This window comes from Bacillales bacterium (assembly GCA_035700025.1).
Lineage (GTDB): Bacteria > Bacillota > Bacilli > Bacillales > DASSOY01 > DASSOY01.
Map to the genome: position 1 here is coordinate 25,162 of DASSOY010000042.1, position 14,943 is coordinate 40,104.

21 protein-coding genes, 2 tRNA genes and 1 rRNA gene are annotated in these 14,943 nt (G+C 51.1%); 12 read left to right on the forward strand and 12 right to left on the reverse strand.

The genetic code is table 11. From position 1 onward, the window contains the following. Nucleotides 1-17: 17 nt before the first annotated feature. The 4 genes from VFK44_06865 (at nucleotide 18) to VFK44_06880 (ending at nucleotide 2,749) form a co-directional block, all read left to right on the forward strand. Nucleotides 18-785, forward strand: coding sequence for a phosphosulfolactate synthase (locus VFK44_06865; GenBank protein ID HET7628095.1), 768 nt, complete (start codon nucleotides 18-20; stop codon nucleotides 783-785). Further along, a complete protein-coding gene (locus tag VFK44_06870; GenBank protein ID HET7628096.1) occupies nucleotides 770-1,354 on the forward strand; it encodes a histidine phosphatase family protein in 585 nt (194 codons plus the stop codon). Before VFK44_06865 ends, VFK44_06870 begins: the two co-directional genes overlap by 16 nt. Then, entirely contained in the window at nucleotides 1,344-2,039 is a 696-nt protein-coding gene (locus tag VFK44_06875) for a phosphoadenylyl-sulfate reductase (GenBank protein HET7628097.1), read from the forward strand. Before VFK44_06870 ends, VFK44_06875 begins: the two co-directional genes overlap by 11 nt. A 119-nt stretch (nucleotides 2,040-2,158) precedes the next feature. Beyond that, nucleotides 2,159-2,749: a YitT family protein gene (locus VFK44_06880; GenBank protein ID HET7628098.1), complete on the forward strand. Its 591-nt coding sequence runs from the start codon at nucleotides 2,159-2,161 to the stop codon at nucleotides 2,747-2,749. A 4-nt stretch (nucleotides 2,750-2,753) separates the two neighbouring features. On the opposite strand, the gene VFK44_06885 is transcribed toward VFK44_06880, so the two are convergent. Beyond that, nucleotides 2,754-2,939 carry a hypothetical protein gene (locus VFK44_06885; protein ID HET7628099.1) on the reverse strand — a complete coding sequence of 62 codons (186 nt, stop codon included), beginning with the start codon at nucleotides 2,937-2,939 and terminating at the stop codon, nucleotides 2,754-2,756. Nucleotides 2,940-3,084: 145 nt separating this feature from the next. Here VFK44_06885 and VFK44_06890 point away from each other — a divergent pair, with 145 nt between their 5' ends. The 3 genes from VFK44_06890 to VFK44_06900 all read left to right on the forward strand — a co-directional run bounded on the left by VFK44_06890 (nucleotide 3,085) and on the right by VFK44_06900 (nucleotide 5,874). Next, nucleotides 3,085-3,660 (forward strand): hypothetical protein, encoded by a 576-nt coding sequence (locus tag VFK44_06890; GenBank protein ID HET7628100.1) that lies wholly within the window; start codon nucleotides 3,085-3,087, stop codon nucleotides 3,658-3,660. Nucleotides 3,661-3,737: 77 nt separating this feature from the next. Further along, on the forward strand, nucleotides 3,738-4,595 hold the full coding sequence (locus VFK44_06895) for a metallophosphoesterase (GenBank protein HET7628101.1): 858 nt from the start codon (nucleotides 3,738-3,740) through the stop codon (nucleotides 4,593-4,595). 160 nt (nucleotides 4,596-4,755) lie between these two features. After that, nucleotides 4,756-5,874, forward strand: coding sequence for a galactosyldiacylglycerol synthase (locus tag VFK44_06900; protein ID HET7628102.1), 1,119 nt, complete (start codon nucleotides 4,756-4,758; stop codon nucleotides 5,872-5,874). A gap of 26 nt (nucleotides 5,875-5,900) precedes the next feature. On the opposite strand, the gene VFK44_06905 is transcribed toward VFK44_06900, so the two are convergent. Continuing rightward, nucleotides 5,901-6,146: a hypothetical protein gene (locus tag VFK44_06905; GenBank protein HET7628103.1), complete on the reverse strand. Its 246-nt coding sequence runs from the start codon at nucleotides 6,144-6,146 to the stop codon at nucleotides 5,901-5,903. A gap of 106 nt (nucleotides 6,147-6,252) precedes the next feature. On the opposite strand from VFK44_06905, the gene VFK44_06910 reads away from it, so the two are divergent. Next, a complete protein-coding gene (locus VFK44_06910; GenBank protein HET7628104.1) occupies nucleotides 6,253-6,894 on the forward strand; it encodes a LysE family transporter in 642 nt (213 codons plus the stop codon). On the opposite strand, the gene VFK44_06915 is transcribed toward VFK44_06910, so the two are convergent. Beyond that, on the reverse strand, nucleotides 6,876-8,234 hold the full coding sequence (locus VFK44_06915) for an amino acid permease (protein ID HET7628105.1): 1,359 nt from the start codon (nucleotides 8,232-8,234) through the stop codon (nucleotides 6,876-6,878). The two genes, VFK44_06910 and VFK44_06915, sit on opposite strands and share 19 nt — an antisense overlap. A gap of 129 nt (nucleotides 8,235-8,363) precedes the next feature. Between VFK44_06915 and VFK44_06920 the strand changes: the two genes are divergently transcribed. Both VFK44_06920 and VFK44_06925 read left to right on the forward strand, forming a co-directional pair. After that, nucleotides 8,364-8,585 (forward strand): hypothetical protein, encoded by a 222-nt coding sequence (locus tag VFK44_06920; GenBank protein ID HET7628106.1) that lies wholly within the window; start codon nucleotides 8,364-8,366, stop codon nucleotides 8,583-8,585. Nucleotides 8,586-8,841: 256 nt separating this feature from the next. Further along, complete coding sequence (locus tag VFK44_06925) at nucleotides 8,842-9,027, forward strand: small acid-soluble spore protein H (GenBank protein ID HET7628107.1); 186 nt, start codon at nucleotides 8,842-8,844, stop codon at nucleotides 9,025-9,027. A 56-nt stretch (nucleotides 9,028-9,083) separates the two neighbouring features. Here the strand turns inward: VFK44_06925 and VFK44_06930 are convergent, their stop codons facing one another. Beyond that, nucleotides 9,084-10,295 (reverse strand): threonine synthase, encoded by a 1,212-nt coding sequence (locus VFK44_06930; GenBank protein ID HET7628108.1) that lies wholly within the window; start codon nucleotides 10,293-10,295, stop codon nucleotides 9,084-9,086. A gap of 108 nt (nucleotides 10,296-10,403) precedes the next feature. Here VFK44_06930 and VFK44_06935 point away from each other — a divergent pair, with 108 nt between their 5' ends. Further along, nucleotides 10,404-10,652: a hypothetical protein gene (locus VFK44_06935; protein HET7628109.1), complete on the forward strand. Its 249-nt coding sequence runs from the start codon at nucleotides 10,404-10,406 to the stop codon at nucleotides 10,650-10,652. A gap of 115 nt (nucleotides 10,653-10,767) precedes the next feature. Continuing rightward, nucleotides 10,768-11,598, forward strand: coding sequence for an alpha/beta hydrolase (locus VFK44_06940; GenBank protein HET7628110.1), 831 nt, complete (start codon nucleotides 10,768-10,770; stop codon nucleotides 11,596-11,598). A gap of 53 nt (nucleotides 11,599-11,651) precedes the next feature. On the opposite strand, the gene VFK44_06945 is transcribed toward VFK44_06940, so the two are convergent. The 8 genes from VFK44_06945 to rrf form a co-directional block, all read right to left on the reverse strand. After that, nucleotides 11,652-11,948 (reverse strand): spore coat protein, encoded by a 297-nt coding sequence (locus VFK44_06945; GenBank protein HET7628111.1) that lies wholly within the window; start codon nucleotides 11,946-11,948, stop codon nucleotides 11,652-11,654. A gap of 7 nt (nucleotides 11,949-11,955) precedes the next feature. Next, nucleotides 11,956-12,153, reverse strand: a complete 198-nt coding sequence (locus VFK44_06950; GenBank protein ID HET7628112.1) for a hypothetical protein — start codon at nucleotides 12,151-12,153, stop codon at nucleotides 11,956-11,958. Between the two features lie 15 nt (nucleotides 12,154-12,168). Beyond that, nucleotides 12,169-13,305: a zinc-dependent alcohol dehydrogenase gene (locus VFK44_06955; GenBank protein HET7628113.1), complete on the reverse strand. Its 1,137-nt coding sequence runs from the start codon at nucleotides 13,303-13,305 to the stop codon at nucleotides 12,169-12,171. After that, nucleotides 13,302-13,682 carry a spore coat protein gene (locus VFK44_06960; GenBank protein ID HET7628114.1) on the reverse strand — a complete coding sequence of 127 codons (381 nt, stop codon included), beginning with the start codon at nucleotides 13,680-13,682 and terminating at the stop codon, nucleotides 13,302-13,304. The genes VFK44_06955 and VFK44_06960 overlap by 4 nt, the downstream gene beginning before the upstream one ends. 3 nt (nucleotides 13,683-13,685) lie before the next feature. Next, nucleotides 13,686-13,940: a spore gernimation protein GerQ gene (locus VFK44_06965; protein ID HET7628115.1), complete on the reverse strand. Its 255-nt coding sequence runs from the start codon at nucleotides 13,938-13,940 to the stop codon at nucleotides 13,686-13,688. A gap of 490 nt (nucleotides 13,941-14,430) precedes the next feature. After that, nucleotides 14,431-14,506 (reverse strand) — tRNA-Thr (locus VFK44_06970). A 1-nt stretch (nucleotide 14,507) separates the two neighbouring features. Further along, a tRNA-Asn gene (locus VFK44_06975) sits at nucleotides 14,508-14,582 on the reverse strand. A 220-nt stretch (nucleotides 14,583-14,802) separates the two neighbouring features. After that, a 5S ribosomal RNA gene (gene rrf, locus VFK44_06980) occupies nucleotides 14,803-14,918 on the reverse strand. Nucleotides 14,919-14,943: the final 25 nt, after the last annotated feature.

Here is a 14,943-nt window from a genome sequence, read left to right on the forward strand (position 1 = left end):
GGAGGTGTTCGCCTACAATGAATTTCTTATCCTTGCCCGAACGAACGGAAAAACCGCGAACTTTCGGTCTTACTTCGGTCGTCGATTTCGGCGTCCCCATCGGTGAACTTGAGCTTCTATTGCATGACCACCATTCTTTTATCGATATTGTAAAAATAGGAATCGGAACCGCGTATGTGACTCCCAGCCTCGACGACAAATTGACTCTTTACAAAGAGTACGACATTATTCCATACTTCGGGGGCACATTGTTTGAAAAAAGTTACGCGAAAGGCGTTCTGCCGGAATACATCGAATATTTGAAAGCGCACGGAATTGAATGGATGGAAATCTCCAACGGGGTGTTGGACATTCCGCTGGAAGAACGCTTACAGTTAATTGAAGAATTGAAGAACACGTTCCACATGATCGGAGAAGTTGGTCACAAAGACCATGCAAAAGAAATTCCGATCGCCGAATGGATTAAGGAAACGCAAGCGCTGCTTGATGCGGGTTGCGAATACGTGATTACTGAAGGAAGAGGGTCGGGAACGGCAGGGATTTACGGAAAAGACGGTCAAGTGAAGATGGATATCGTTACCCAATTGACGAATGCCGTAGAGATATCCCGCATGATTTTTGAAGCACCGACCGCCAAACAGCAAATGTTCTTCATCAACCGATTCGGGACAAACGTGAACCTCGGAAACGTCGATGTGCGATCGGCACTCTTGTTGGAAACGCAACGACGAGGTTTGCGAAGCGAGACGTTCTTTCTTGAGGAAGAATCGTGCAAGCCGTCCTGATTCGCCATTTGCCGACCGCATGGAACAGAGCGGGACGGCTGCAAGGCAGGCGGGACGAACCGGTTGAGAAGGGAGCTGTTCAGGCAGAATGCGGCAAGATCGCCGAACAAAAGCGGACGCTTGCGACGTTAGGTCCGTTTGATAAAATTATTGTGAGCTCATTGCGACGGACACGGCAAACCGCGGAAGTTTACGGGTATTCCGATCCGGTTGTGGAACCGCTCTTAGACGAACTGGATTTCGGGCCGTTCGAAGGAAAACGAAAAAGCGAACTGATCGAGGCATACGGCGAACGTTGGCTGCACCAGCCGCGGTCGCTCGTTCTCGGCGAGCCGCTCATCGATTTTGAACGCCGGGTGATCCGGGTGCTTCGCCGCCATGCGGGAGTCGATCGCCTGTTGCTGTTCGGTCACGGATCATGGATTCGGGCCTGCTTATCGATTCAACAATACGGAGATGTAAACAAAATGAACGAGATCCGGCTGAAAAACAACGAACTCGTGCATCTCCCTTCCATAACCACCGGAATGAAAGGAGGCTCCGTCATTGAAGGGCCGTATAACGTATGAGACGTGGGATGAAGAAGCCGTCGGCGCGATCGGCGGCCAATGGAAAGACAGCGTCGACGTGCTCGATTGGAGTTATCGGGAATTCGGAGACGACATTGTTTACGCATGTAGTTTCGGAGCCGAGGGCGTAGTGTTAACGGATTTGATCAGCCAAGTTCGCCCCGATGCCGAAATCGTGTTCTTGGATACAGGATTGCACTTTAAAGAAACGTATGAGCTGATTGAAAACGTGAAAGACCGCTACCCGACATTAAACATTCGCTTAAAGAAGCCGAATTTGTCGCTGGCGGCGCAAGCTGAGCAATACGGCGACCAGCTTTGGAAGCGCGATGCCAATCTTTGCTGCCATTTGCGCAAAATCAAGCCGTTGACAGAAGTGTTGCAAGGCAAAAAGGCTTGGATTTCCGGAGTGCGACGCGAGCAATCGCCGCACCGGGAACAACTCGATTTCATCAACAAGGACGACAAGTTCAAACTCATAAAAATTTGCCCGCTCATTCACTGGACTTGGGAAGGCGTCTGGCAATACATTCGAAGCCGCGACTTGCCGTACAATGAACTGCACGACCGGGGCTATCCAAGCATCGGCTGCATGCCATGCACGATGCCGGCATCCTACGACCGCGATTTGCGTTCCGGACGCTGGGCCGGCATGGAGAAAACCGAATGCGGGTTGCATCAATGAATGCCGTCGCGCATCATTTGGCACAAAAACGAGGTGAAAATCCTCGTTTTTTAATATTCTTGAAAGTGGACAAATACATATGGAAGTGAAACCTTATTTCATGCCAGAGAGGTCTTTCGATGAAAGAATTCGCGGAAACGCCCGAAATTTTCACAAGAATGGGTTGGATTACGTGCGGCGGCATGCTTCAAGGCATGTCGATGGCGCTTTTCCTATTCCCGCATCACATCCCGTCCGGCGGCGCAGCCGGACTCGCCATTCTCTTGAACCATTTCCTGCACTTGCCGCTCGGCATCGCACTTTGGTTCGTCAACTTCTCGATGCTTTTGTTTGCCATCCATTGGTTCGGCATCCCGTGGACGTTGCGCACGATGTACGCCGTCACCGTGACGTCGCTCACCATCGGTTTTTTTGACCGATTTACGGACATGCCCCACGTTCATCTCGGAATCGATTTGCTCGCCGGCAGCATTTTATTCGGCCTCGGCGTCGGCCTCATGATCAAATACGGGGCCTCCAGCGGCGGCATGGTCATCCCCGCCCTCGCAATCGCCGCCTACCGCCGCGAGCCTCCCGGCCGCACGATGTTCTGGATGAACCTCGGCGTGTTCTTGCTCACGGCTACGGTCATCGACTTCAAAATCGTCTTATTCGCCGTCACTTGCGAATGGGCTTCCACGAAGATCATCGACGGAGTCAACGCCCCTTGACCGCCTACTCTCTTTCCCCAAGCGAATACAGCAGCTGCTCGCTTTCTTCCACGAGCCCTTGAATGTCGCGCAGCTGCTTGCGCGCGGCTTCCACTTCTTCTTCGTTGCGTGCTTCTTTCACGCGCTTCGCGGCTTCTTTTATTAGCCGCTCCGCCTTCAGCGCCTTTTCATACGATTTTTCCAAATCCACGATCGTCATCCTTTCCTGCGGCTTTGCCCGGTTTTTCGTTAGTTTCCGCCGTTCGCGCGCAACTATGCGTTCGGCGTCCTTTAATTGCCAATATGAATTTCGGTCATTTGACTCACAATAACGTTGAAAGGAGGGACACGCATGTATGGCTAGCTGTTTCAGGTTATGCCTCATTTCCGTCTGGCGTTGGATCGACCCGATCTATTTTGCTTGCACACGGCTGTCCTATTTGGCCCAAGACGACGGGGATCCGGTATTTCGAGTCAGGTTGGCAAAATACAAAGGACCGGACAGAACTTTGACCGACGGCGTAAAAATTCGCCGCAACGACCTGCTCGTGAAAATTCATCTTCATAATGCCAAGCTGCTTCGGGAACTGTGCGCCAACGGAAACGATCTCATGAAAGGGCGCCTGTTGTACCAGCGTATCCTTCAGGCCATGCCCTATCTCGCTTCGCACGTCTCCCGTCACAAAAAAAGCGACAAAATCAAAGGAATCATCGGCGTCACGCTTTTAAGCCGCTCATCCGACCGGCTCGGCTTCGATTCCTTTCCGATTCAGAGCCGGGCTTATCTCGCCATGAAATCATTGACTTGTTATCCGATCTTTTGGTTGTCAACGCGGCGCCCCTTCAAGAGAAAGCACCGAAAACTCGTGCCGAAATATTTGTTCATGTCGAAAGAAACATTGCTCAACATGTACACACCCGAATCCCGTTGAACATTGGTAAAGGCCCCATCAATTACCGATTACATTTTTCCGTTGACCCCGTATAATGGACGGGGGAGGGTAGATCAATGGGATTTTTTAAATGGATGATTCCTGCCGTCATCGGCTTGTCCTTATATAAAGCACATCGAAATACGAAACAGGCGGTCGTGAATTACGTATCGCCAAACCGAACGTGCCGCGGTAAAGGGGGACCGTACTTGAAAGTGTTGCACTTGTCCGATTTGCACCTTGAAAAAATTTCAGTATCCCCCGGGCGGCTGTACGATCTGCTCAAAGACGAATCGATTGACTTGATTGCTTTGACAGGCGACTTTCTCGACCGAAAAAAAACGATTCCGCGGCTCGTTCCTTATTTGAAGCAGTTGCGCCGACTGCAACCGAAGTACGGAATGTTCGCGGTGTTCGGCAACCATGATTATGTTCTTGATCGAGACAGCTTCGCAAAATTGCAACAAACGCTCGAACAGGCGGGCGTGACGACGCTTCGCAACGAAAATCGCCGCCTCGACGTCGACGGCCATCCGCTCCACATCATCGGAATCGACGACTACAGCACTGGACGCAGCCGGCTGCTGCAGTCATTTCGGAACGTGAAAGACGGATTTCGCCTCATCTTGACACATGACCCGAATCTCGTACTTGAAATGAAGCAGCATCCGTTCGACTATTTGCTGTCCGGCCATTTTCACGGCGGACAAATATGTTGGCCGAAACCTTATCACATGGCAAAAACGATGGGGAAATTGGTTCGAATGAACATGCTCAAAGGATTGCACCACGTCGACGGTAAGCCGTTTTACATTAACGAAGGGCTCGGGCAGAGCGCCGTGAATTTGCGCATCGGCAGCCGTCCGGAAATCACGATTCATTCCTTCAGATTAAAGGCAATGGAAGCAGAGACTTACGAAGCTGCAGCCACTTGATCAACCAGCCGAGGCCTGTGCCGGGCTGGTTTTTTTGCAACATTTTCCCTACCGCATCCGCTCATAAACAAAGAAGGATGGGGGCATCTTATGACAAGCTCATCCATCCTTCACCGAGCGAATAAACGTAAGGGAGGATTTTGCCATAAAGATTTTATTTTTGCCTTTTACAAGCATGCCTTCCGGCCATCACCAAGTGGCCGATGCGATCAGCGATTATGTGAAAAAAAGAAAACCTGCATGGAACTGTAAAAAAATCAACTTTTTGAGCACGCTCAACCCCGCCGCGGAAAAAGCCGGGATTCAAGTGTATTTGAAATGGATCGACATGGCGCCGCGCTCATACAATCGATTGTATGCACGTTTCGGTTATACACGTTCACCGAAAGATGCAAGCGTATTGAAATGGAGCCACCGCTTATTGATGACCCCGCTCGAAAGAATCCTCTGTGAGGAAGAGCCCGATCTTGTCGTGTGCACGCATGGATTTTCGTCGTTTTTGATGAATGCTTTGAAGAAACAAATGCGCTGTCGCGTTCCCGTCGTTAACGTCTGTACGGACTTTTTCATGAACGATTTCTGGGGACGAACCGATATCGATCATCATTTTGTTCCGCATCGTGCGGTCAAACGCACTTTAATCGATGAACACGGCGTGCCGCCGAGCCGCATTACCGTCGCCGGCATTCCCGTGCATGAAAAATTTTCGCAACGAATCGAGGCTAGGACGCACACGCCTCCATACCGAATCTTAATTTCGGGAGGAAACCAAGGATTGCTCGATGTTTCGTCACTGTTTAGTGATTCTAACCAGCCAAGCGTTCAGTACCTGGTGTTGTGCGGAAACAATGCAAAATTGTATGAAAAATTGGCACGGACGCGGCTCTGGAATGTGCAGCCGTTAGCCTATGTTCATTCAAAAGCGAAAATGAACGCCTTGTACGATCAGGCCGACGCCATCGTCACGAAACCGGGCGGAGTCACCATCAGCGAAGCGTTTCGCAAACGGCTGCCGATTTTTATACACCATGCCCTTCCCGGTCAAGAACAAGTGAATTTGGCCTACCTTTGCCGGGAGCACGTCGTCTGGCCGCTCCACGACCGAAAACCGCTCGACAGGCAAATTCTTACCGTCTTCAAAGACCCCGCCAAGCTTTCGGTTTTGCAATACGGAATGCAACGACACTTGAACGACATAGACGCCGACGGGTGTCAAGCGGTTATTGATTATGCATCACAACTCGTCGATGCACGGAAACCGGCTGCCACAAAAAACTAAAGGGAAAGGCACATGGCCTTTCCCTTTTATGCCATGCCGTTTCTCGCTTCCTCCAAATGTCTCAACAATTCCTCGGCACGCGCAATTTCACGCTTTTCCTCGTCCGTTTCCGCCTTGCCGCGCACTTCGTCGAGCCGGTCACGGGCGATCTTCATATGTTGTGCCGCTCGTTGCACGTTTTGCGGATCACCGTTCGCTTGTGCTTGAATCACCTCATGTTGCGCAACCCGTACCGATTCCAACGCATAGTGAATCACTCCACGCTGTTCCATTCTTATCTGCCTCCTTTTTTCCGAAATAAAGTGGTACAACCTCGTTTTCATGAATACTTTGTATCATGAAAGACTTGTCTATTCTACGACAAAGAGAGGTCGTTCCATGTCCGCATATGTCAGCTATTTGTTGTTAGGACTGTCCTTGGCAGCCCCGATCGGGCCGATCAATGCCGCCCAAATGGATTGGGGCATCAAAAACGGCTTTTTCCACGCCTGGGTTGTCGGTATCGGGGCCGTATTGACGGACGGCATTTACATGCTGATCGTTTATCTCGGTGTCGTCCAAATCATCGACACGCCCGTCATCAAAACCTTCCTCTGGTTGTTCGGTTGTTTCGTGCTCCTTTATTCGGGCATCGAAGGTCTTTCTGGTTCCGCACAAATCCAAAGAGAAATGCGGCAGCGAAGCGATCCCGTTTGGAAAGCTTTCACGTCTGGATTTTTCATGTCAATTTCCAATCCGCTCACGATTTTGTTTTGGCTCGGCATTTACGGTTCGGTCCTCGCCGAAACCGCATCGTCCCATGGTACGCGCGAGTTAATTTTATACAGTTTGGCTATCTTTTCCGGCTTGCTCGTCTGGGATCTAACGATGGCCGGCATTTCAAGCGGTTTCCGGTCTTTTTTGACCGCCCGCTTACTATCGATAGTCTCTGTTCTGTCAAGCTTATCGATGATCGGGTTCGGGGTTTATTTTGGCTGGGAAGGTGTTAAACTTTTGCTTTATCACGGATTCGGTTTGTAACGCTTAAGCAATCCCCTCTTATCGCGACGCGCGCGGTTTCGTTGTCGGAAGGAGCGCATTTTGAATGCCGCAAAAGCAATGATGATCACAAACAGCAAACTAATGAAAAGCCCGGGCCGGCTGTTTTTGTCAAAGACCGTTCCGAATACCGCCAACAAAATGAGCGTCATGCCAGTGAAGTGTTTCCATTGATCGACCATGGACACATCGGTGATCCGCCGTGCCGACACAATAATAAAAAACCAGTTGTAGAGAAGCATAATCCCCGCGCCAGTCGTAATGTATTCGTATACGTGTTTCGGCATTAACAAGGAAAGAACGATCGATACGACTACACCGCCGACCGTTAAACCGAAAGCCGGAGCGGGAACCTTTAATTTCCCTTCTCTTGCGAACATTCGGGGAGCATCTCCGTCTTTGGCAAGCGTCACGAGAATCGTCGTCACACCGAACAACGAGGCCGCCATCGTTGAAAAACCGGCGATAATCAACGCGCCGTTGAACAGATCGGAGACGAACGGCAGGTGATACCCTTTAAGAGCGATGACGAATGGACTTTCCTTGGAGTCAAACGCCTTCCAAGACACCATGGAAACGGCAAATGCGATCGAAAGCACGTAAATGACGGCAAGCAGCACGATCATCACTTTTCCCGCTTTCGGCATTTCCTGCGGATTCCGCAGTTTCACCGCCATGAAGCTCATCACTTCGATTCCGCCGAATGCGTAAAAAGCAAAGATGAGCGCCGCCCACAAGCCGGAGATGCCGCGCGGCAGATAGGCAGTTGTCGACTGCGCGAACCCGTCGGCGTTTCCGCCGTCAATCCACCCGAGCCAAACGGCAGCAGCAATGAGCAAAAACATGAGAATCGCAGAAATCTTAATAACCGCGAATCCATCCTCGAGACGATTCAAGCCTTCCGTTCCGAGCAAAACAATACCGAGCCCAAGTACTGAATACAAGGAGGCGAACACCCAGAGCGGAATATGTGGAAACCAGAAACGAGTGAAAATCGACAGCGCCGTCAACTGACTTCCCATGATCAACATTTCGGAAAACCAGTACCCCCAACCGACGCTGAATCCCGCCCACCGGCCGTAAGCTTGTTTGGCATACGCCCGGAAAGCCCCTTTTTGCGGATTTCCGGCAGCCATCTTTGATAAAGCGTCAAACACGAGGTATGTACCGATCGCCGCCAGAACAAAATCGACGAGGACTAGCGGACCGCCGGTGCTGATCGCCAAACTGGAGCCAAGGAAAAAACCCGTACCGATCGTGCAGCCTACGCCGAACAAAGACAGCTGCCACCATTTCATTTTTTTCTGTCGCTCGGTAGTCATCGTACTGCCCCTCCTTTTCTTCGTTTATTATTCAATATTTACCGCCGTTTATGTATGCCGAAATCATGTATAGCGCGATAGCAAAAGCAAACAATAACAAACGATGACGATGGAAAGGAGGTGCCGATCATGGTCAATCAACAAGCCCAACTGGCCCTTCAGCAAATTTCGCAAATCGCCCAGCAACTGGCGCAACAAGAAGAACAGAACGCGCAAATGTTCCAACAGCAAGGAGTTCAAGCGTTTCAAACAGTTCAGCCTCAACAAATCGCGCAACGGGAACAAGCGGCTGCTCAGCAATTGCGTCAAATTCAACAGCTTGCCCAACAATGCCAACAGCAATTGGTTTAACGCTTTGTTTTAAATGATCCCCTGCATGCCTCATGCAGGGGATATTCGCTCGTTGGTGCGAAAGTCCCGTTCTTGATTTCAGTGCTTTCTCCTCTGTCGAAAGTGACGGTTTTTGACGAATAATTATAGAGACCCCCCTTTTTCGATAAAATGGGACACGGCCGGAACCTCAGTTTCCGGCCGTGTCCCAATTTTTATGGAATAGTTCTTTCCGAGCGGGCAACGCTAAACCTACACTCGAATAAGGAGGAAAAGCATGAACACGCAACGCGCGCAAGAAATTTCCGAATCTCCCGTGATGGCGAACGTTTCCTACAAAGGCGTACCGGTTTACATTCAGCACGTCAATGAAGAAAGCGAAACCGCAAGAATTTATCCGCTCGACGAACCGGAAAACGAACAGCAAGTATCGGTAGCCGAATTGCGAGAAGACTACCGGTAAGCAAGGATTTCGTCCAAAACAAACACCACTAAGCAAGTGGTGTTTGCTTCTGCTTCTTATGCAATCGGTTCATCCTTTTCCAACACCGGTGCCTCAACGTTTACCGTGTTCGGATACTTGATACCTGCTCCGGTGTTCAACACGACCACTTGATCGTCTTCCCTTATCCAGCCGTCCGCACGCAGCTTTCGTGCCGCCGCAAACGCCGCCGCCCCTTCGGGGCACACAAACGCCCCTTCAGCTGCCGCGACGGCCTGCAACTCGCTCAAGAGTTCCGCATCGCTCACCGCAACCGCACAACCGTCCGTTTCCTTCAACGCTTGCAAAATCAAAAAATCGCCGAGCGCTTTCGCGACGTTAATTCCGAATGCGACCGTCGAAGCGTTCTCCCAAGGCTCCGCTTGCGACTCACCCGCTTGCCACGCTTTGACGATCGGCGCGCACCCTTCGGCCTGTACGGCAACCAAACGCGGCATTCGATCCTCGTCTATCCATCCGAGCGCCTGCAATTCCCGCAATGCTTTATGGATGCCAATCAACCCGACCCCGCCTCCGGTCGGATACAGAATAACGTCCGGGACTTGCCAGCCGAACTGTTCGGCAATCTCCAGTCCCATCGTCTTCTTGCCTTCAATCCGGTACGGTTCTTTTAATGTCGACGCATCATACCAGCCGTTCGTTTTCACTGCTTCCCCGACAATCTTTCCAGCATCGCCGATCAATCCGTTCACGAGATAAAGATCCGCGCCTGCAGCAACGCACTCTTTTCTCGTAATTTCCGGCGCATCGACCGGCATGGCAATGGTGGCGCGAATATTTGCCCGCGCGCAGTACAACGCCCACGCCGCACCAGCATTGCCGTTCGTCGGCATCGCAAGATGGTTAACCCCGAGCTCTTTCGCTTTCGACACGCCGACAGCCGCTCCGCGTGCCTTGAACGCCCCGGTCGGAACCAACCCTTCGTCTTTCATAGACAACCCGGGAATCCCCATATCGCTGCCTATTTTCGGCATCGCAAGCAGCGGCGTCATCCCCTCTCCAAGAGAAACGACGTTTTCCTCATGCTCAACCGGCAGTATCTCATGAAAACGCCACAAGTCCGTTGAACGTCCGCCAATCTCCTCCCGGCCCATTTCGTGTTTTAAACGATCCAAATCATACGAAACGAGCAGCGGAGAACCGCATTCGCATAATTGGTATGGTTGATGCGCATCGTAAGTAAGTTCGCATTTCGGACAATACAGATGAGACAAATAACTGAATGGCAATGGGACAACCTCCTTATAAAATAATTCTCCTCTTATCATACTAAACGATTGCTTCATCGGCATCGAATTGTGGTAAAATATGTACAAATATACAAAGGAGGCCAACCGGTGAACAAAATCGTATTGTTGATGGCGAGTGCTTTCGTATGCGTTTCTTTATTCCTATTCGGTGAAAAAATCGCACCAGCCGATCACCCGGACACCGAACAAAGCCCGTATCAAACATTCATCATAGTCGACTCGGGTGAAACCGCTCCTCCCGAAGCAACGAACGCTTATACATCGAAACAAGGAGGCGCGCAGCCGTTGCCCAATGCAGATCCCGACGTTCCAATCGTCGTGCAGCTCCTCGATTAAGCCGTGATTCCCGATGTTCCTCATAGGAACAACGGAATCACGGCTTTTTTGATATTCGAACGCATGTCGGGCAAATTAATGCATGGGATGAAAAAACCATGAAAGGGATGATCGTATGAATGAAAGTCTCGTGCAGGCGGGAGACCACCGGCTGTTCTATCGGCATGCTGGAAGCGGTGATGAGACCATCGTCTTGTTGCATGGCATTCCGACCCATTCGCATATATGGATGCAGGTATTGCCTTATTTGACGCAAAAATATAACGTTATCGCGCCAGACCTTCTCGGTTATGGTCAATCCGATCGAGGCGTTGCCAGCGAACTCACTTTGCCGCAGCAAGCGAGCCGCATTATCCGACTTTTAGATCAGCTCGGCATCGAATCCGCCCATCTCGTCGGACACGACCTCGGCGGTGGAATCGCGCAAATTCTCGCCGTTTATTACGAAAACCGGGTGAAAAGTCTCGTGGTTTCCGACAGTGTTTGTTTCAGCAATTGGCCGTTGCCGCAAGTCGTCTCGTTGCGTTATCCGACAGCTCCCGAATTCGAGCCGACCCCGGTGTTCATCGAACGGCTGATCAGGGGCGGCTTGTACCATCAAGAATTGGCGGTACCTGAGTGGATCGATGCTTTCACCGCCCCGTTCAACCACCCAAACGGAGGAATTGAATTGCAACAGGCCGCTTTCGCTCTTGAACATCATCAAACCGAAGAACTTGTCCCTTATCTTCGCAATGTTCAAGTTCCAACGACAATCCTTTGGGGACAACACGATCGGTATTTGCCGCCATATTGGGGCCTCCGGCTGCAGGAAACGATTCCGCAATCGACCTTCAGACTCCTGCCCCAATGCGGTCATTTTTCAATGATCGATAACCCCGAACTCTTCGCCCGGGAACTGTTTCAACATCTTGAAAAACACGCCGCCCGCCCCATTTCCGTGTAACGAAAAGGCGTCACCGACAGTTTATCTGTGGTGACGCTTTTTTTCGAATGGGTCTATCCCGGAAGATTGAGCGCAGTATTCGCGTTTTTCAAATCCACTTCGATTTGTTCGTTCACGTCCCAAGGGTGATACAGGCCGCGTTCCGTCACATAGATCATCAATCGCTCATGCATATCGATCGCTTCCTCTAGATGCTCCGTTAACGTCTCCTTGATTTCCGGCGTCGCCGCCTCCGTCACAGCCATCGCATAATTTCGCACCCCGCTTTTCGCGGTCGCGAGCAAATCCATCGCAATGACATCATCTTTCAACTTGCCGAGCCCGGTCAAGTTTTCCAATAACGAATTCATGCCGCCGTCACCTCCTCTTCGCCTTCGCCAAAATTTCGCTCAAGTCTTGCAGCTGCCGCGTCGACACTTCAATATCTTCTTTCATAATCCGCTTCAACTCGTCATCCGAGACGAGCGCCCGCATGGTCTTGGCCTTCGTGAGGCCGACCGTCTTAAACGCGGCCATCTCATGCACCTCAAGCGTTTCGTGCAGCGCATACGCCATTTTTTTCAAACCTCCTTACGGTTTCAGCACCACTTTGATGCAACCGTCCGTTCTTGTGTCAAACAATTCATACCCGAGCCCCGCTTCATACAGCGGCAGCACGTGCGTCACGACATCACCAGCATCGATTTGACCGGATGTAAGCAACTCATACATGTAGGGCATGTAGTGGATCACCGGCGCCTGCCCGGAGCGAATGTTCACGTTTCGCTGCATGATGTCTCCGAGCGGAAATCCGTTGTAGCGTCCGCCGTAAACGCCCGTAACCTGAATCGTTCCGCCCTTGCGCACCGCCTGTGTCGCCATCACAAGCGCGCCAAGCGTCCCGCTTTGCAGCTTCATGCCGCTGGCGACAAACTCGAGCTCGCTCATCTTGCCGTCCATACCGACGGCATCAATGACGACGTCGGCTCCGCCTTTCGTGATCTCCTTCAAATGGTTGCCGATATTCGTCTCTTGCTCGAAATTCACTGTTTCCACGCGGTTTGTCCGCTTCGCATGCTCCAATCGATAGTCGACATAGTCGACCGCGATCACCCGGCCCGCTCCTTTCAGCCATGCGAATTTCTGAGCCAACAGCCCAACCGGCCCGCAGCCGAGCACGATCACCGTGTCCCCGTCCTTCACGCCGGCATTGTCTATGCTCCAAAACGCAGTCGTCATCGCATCGGAAATCAAGCACAGCTCCTCATCGGGCTTTTCGCAGCTTTCCGGAATTTTGAAAGGTGTGAAATTCGCATACGGAACACGCAAATACTCCGCTTGTCCACCCGGATAGCCGCCGGTCGTTTCCGAATAGCCGAAAAACGCCCCAATTTCTCCGTGGGCGTTGGACTGATCGCATTGACTTTCCAATTGATGTTGACAATAAAAACATTCTCCACAGGCAATGTTGAACGGAATGATTACGCGATCGCCTTTCTTCAAATGCTTCACTTCCGGACCGACTTCTTCAACGATCCCCATCGGCTCATGCCCGATAATGTAATCTTCGTGCAAATTCGGAATCATACCGTGGACCAGATGTAAATCCGAACCGCAAATCGCAGTCGTCGTCAGACGCACAATCAGGTCGTCAGGCTTTTCGATTCGAGGATCAGGCACGTCCTTCACCTGTACGTTTTTGATGCCTTGATAAGTCACTGCTTTCAATCTCCCGCACCTCCTTCGTCCGGTGTTCGATCGAACATGCCTTTGCGCGACGTGTCGTCCGGAAACAAGCGCATCTGCGCGATCATGGCCGTATTTTTCGCCGAAAGCTGATCAAGCTTGTACTGTTCGTTCAGCTCATACGGGTGGAACCACTTCTTCTCCATCGCCAGTTCGGAGACTTCCGTATGCAGCTGGATCGCGTGCCGGAGCTGTGTTCGCAATAGGGCGCGTACTTCCGGCGACGCCGTTTCCGTCAAAGCAATCGCCGTATTCCGGACCGCTTCTTTCGAACGAATCATAAAGTCCGTCACAAACGTAGCATCCGCCAATTCCGGCAGATGGAGCGCATTAATCGGATCTAAATAATCGTTGTTCATAGCCTATCCCCTTCCATCCAAAATCGGCGTCGGCCGGCTTTCCGGCACCGGCGCCTGAAAAGAAGCTTTCTCGTAAATGGATTGCAGATCGCGAATCCCTAAGAGCGACTGCTCCACATTCTTTTGCATCAACGCCCTCAAATCTTGGTCGAAAACGAGCCCTTGCATCAGTTTCGATTTCGCCAAATCGAGCGTTTTCAAGTTCAGCGCCTCATGAATTTCAAGCGCCTCGTGCGCCGCCAAAGTTTCCCGGTCGATCATCGCTCATCACCTCCGCTCTTATTCTTCCTATATGTTGGGATTGAATACGCCAATTGGCAATAAAAAGAGCTTCGCGCCAGTCCGCAATGCCCGTTTTGTCATGTCAGCCATTGGCATATTTTTAAAATCTGCCGATTCTACGGTTTTGAACGTGTTCCCGCGAAAAAACCCTTGGTTTCCCAAGGGTTGGCTTACGCATCTTCCTCATCGCCGTTTCGGATACCCATCATTGTACAGCGTGATCGACAAGAGTTCCCTATCTTTTCGCATTGAAAAAAATCCCCATCGCAGACACCTTCCGAGATATGTGTTCGTCTTTTTATAAAACGAAAACGACTGCTCGAAAATGGAAATTTCAGATAAAATATCGGTGTTCGATGCACGATGAACATCTCCAAATGATTTGGGCCTTACACCTTCAGTTGCAGATCTCCAAGGGAATGACAATAAAAAAACCCCTTTATCAAGGGATTTGCAGTCTATAAAATGGAGCTTCCAAGCGGACTCGAACCGCTGACCCCTTCCTTACCATGGAAGTGCTCTACCAGCTGAGCTATGGAAGCATGGCTCCACAGGCAGGATTCGAACCTGCGACCCATCGGTTAACAGCCGATTGCTCTACCACTGAGCTACTGTGGAATATTAAAAAGTTGACACTTTTTGAATCTTACGTACCTCAGCACGTCCCCTGCCTCTTCCTCTTTCAAGCCTAAACCTCATGAGTATGCGTCGAGGCAACTCGAAGCAGTTCGATGGAGTAAACGCTCGTCACTGAGCTGCTGTAGAATAGGAAAAGTGCCGGTCCGTCGAACCGCACACCACTTCGTATTATGACATAAAAAAAAGAAGATATGCAAGAGCCCGGCGACGTCCTACTCTCACAGGGCACAAGACCCCATTACCATCGGCGCTGAAGAGCTTAACTTCCGTGTTCGGCATGGGAACGGGTGGAACCTCTTCGCCATCGTCACCGGACTTGCGCTTGCGCGCGTCCTTGGGT